The organism is Bradyrhizobium sp. UFLA06-06, from assembly GCF_054820065.1.
On record NZ_JADFUD010000147.1, the window covers coordinates 1 to 2,217 of the forward strand.

The window sequence follows — 2,217 nt, forward strand, 5'->3', positions numbered from 1 at the left end:
GCGGCAAGCGGCTTCCGGGCGCTTGGCGTGCAGGGCGGCAAGCCGGTCGGCATGATGCTGCGCAACGATTTCGCGCTGTTCGAGGTGGTCGCGGCTTCGGCCGCGCTCGGCAGCCCGGCGGTGCCGATCAACTGGCATCTGAAGGCCGACGAGGTCGCCTACATCCTGTCCGACAGCGGCGCCGACACGCTGGTCTGCCACGCCGATCTGTTGCCGCAGATCCGCGACGGCCTGCCGCCGGCAATCAAGCTGCTGGTGGTGACGACGCCACCGGAGATCGCCGCGGCCTATGGCGTCGCGCCGGAGCTCACCCGCGTGCCCGACGGCATGACCGACTGGGACGTCTGGCGCGAGACGCACCAACCACTGACCGACGCGCCGATCGGCGCGGCGCCGATGTTCTACACCTCGGGCACAACAGGACTGCCGAAGGGCGTCAAGCGCAAGCCGATGCCATCAGAGCAGCAGGCGGCGGCCGGGCGCGTCGGTGCCATCACCTACGGCGTCAAGCCGAACGAGGACCAGGTGATCCTGATGAACGGCCCGATGTACCATTCGGCGCCGCACTCCTACGGGATGCTCGCGTTCCGCAACGGCTGCATGATCGTGCTCGAGCCGCGGTTCGATCCGGAGGATCTGCTGCAACTGATCGAGCGCCACCGTGTCACCCACATGCATATGGTGCCGACGATGTTCGTGCGGCTGCTGCGCCTGCCCGAGGAGATGCGGCGCCGCTACGACATGTCGTCGCTGCGCTTCATCGTCCACGGCGCGGCGCCCTGCCCTGTTGACGTCAAGCGCGCGATGATCGAGTGGTGGGGACCGGTCATCAACGAATATCTCGGCTCGACCGAGACCGGCATCCCGGTCTGGCATTCGTCAGCCGAAGCGCTGGCCAAGCCCGGCACCGTCGGCCGCGCGATCGAAGGTGGCATAGTCAAGACCTTCCGGCCCGACGGGACGCAATGCGACGTCGGCGAGCCCGGCGAGATCTTCATGCGTCAGACGTTGATCTCGGACTTCGACTATCACGGCAACGCCAAGGCGCGCGCCGAGGCCGATCACGACGGCCTGATCAGCGTCGGCGATGTCGGCTATCTCGACGCGGACGGCTATCTTTTCCTGTGCGACCGCAAGCGCGACATGGTGATCTCGGGCGGCGTCAACATCTATCCCGCCGAGATCGAGAACGCCCTGATCGGCATGGCAGGCGTCCGCGACTGCGCGGTGTTCGGCGTCCCCGACGACGAGTACGGCGAGCGGCTGTTCGCCTGCGTCGAGCCGGAAGCAGGCAGCACGCTTTCGGTTGCGGCGATCCAGGATTTCCTGCGCGACAAGCTCGCCAATTTCAAGGTGCCGAAGGATATCCGCTTCATGGACGCGTTGCCGCGCGAGGCTACCGGCAAGATCTTCAAGCGCAAGCTGCGCGACCTCTACCGCGAAGGACAGCTCGGCTGAGCGATGTGACGGCGAAGCGAACGGCGTTTGAAACTTAGTTGCTGTTGCAAAAGGCCGGCGATCGACGCAACGATGCCGGTGCACCAAGGGCCCGGATCATCCGCCATGAACTCGACCGACTTCATCGTCATCCGCAACGATCTGCAGCAATGCAAGGTGATCGAGGCGCAGTTGCCCGACGCCGCGGCGCTGCCGGCCGATGCGCTGCTGGTGAAGGTGACCCGCTTCGCCTTCACCGCCAACAACATCACCTATGCTGTAATCGGCGAGCAGCTGAAATATTGGCACCTGTTCCCGGCGCCTGACGGCTACGGCATCATCCCGGTGTGGGGCTTTGGCGAGGTGCTGGCATCGAAACATCCCATGATCGCAGCCGGCGAAACGCTGTTCGGCTATTTCCCGATGGCGACCCATCTGGTGATCGAGGCGGCCGACGTCAGCAAGCGCGGCCTGCGCGACGGCGCCGCGCACCGGCAGGAGGTCTCGCCGGTCTATAATGCCTATGCCCGCGTCTCCGGCGATCCGACCTATGCCGGCCGGCAGGGCGATTTCCGCGCGCTGCTGCTGCCGCTGTTCATGCTGTCGTTCCTGGTCGACGACTTCCTGGCCGAGAATGCGTTCTACGGCGCACGCCGCGTCATCCTGTCGTCGGCCTCGAGCAAGACCGCGTTCGGGCTCGCCCATCTCGTGCACAAACGGGGTATCCCGGTGATCGGGCTGACCTCCAGGGGCAATGTCGATTTCGTCAGCTCGCTCGGC

At 65.7% G+C, this 2,217-nt stretch carries 2 protein-coding genes; both read left to right on the forward strand.

Annotated features, from left to right (window positions below):
- Positions 1–1,458: AMP-binding protein (locus IF803_RS42375; protein WP_461196146.1), on the forward strand; the 1,458-nt coding region annotated here is incomplete at its 5' end.
- 105 nt (positions 1,459–1,563) lie between these two features.
- A partial coding sequence (locus tag IF803_RS42380) for a DUF2855 family protein (RefSeq protein ID WP_461196147.1) occupies positions 1,564–2,217 on the forward strand: 654 nt, incomplete at its 3' end.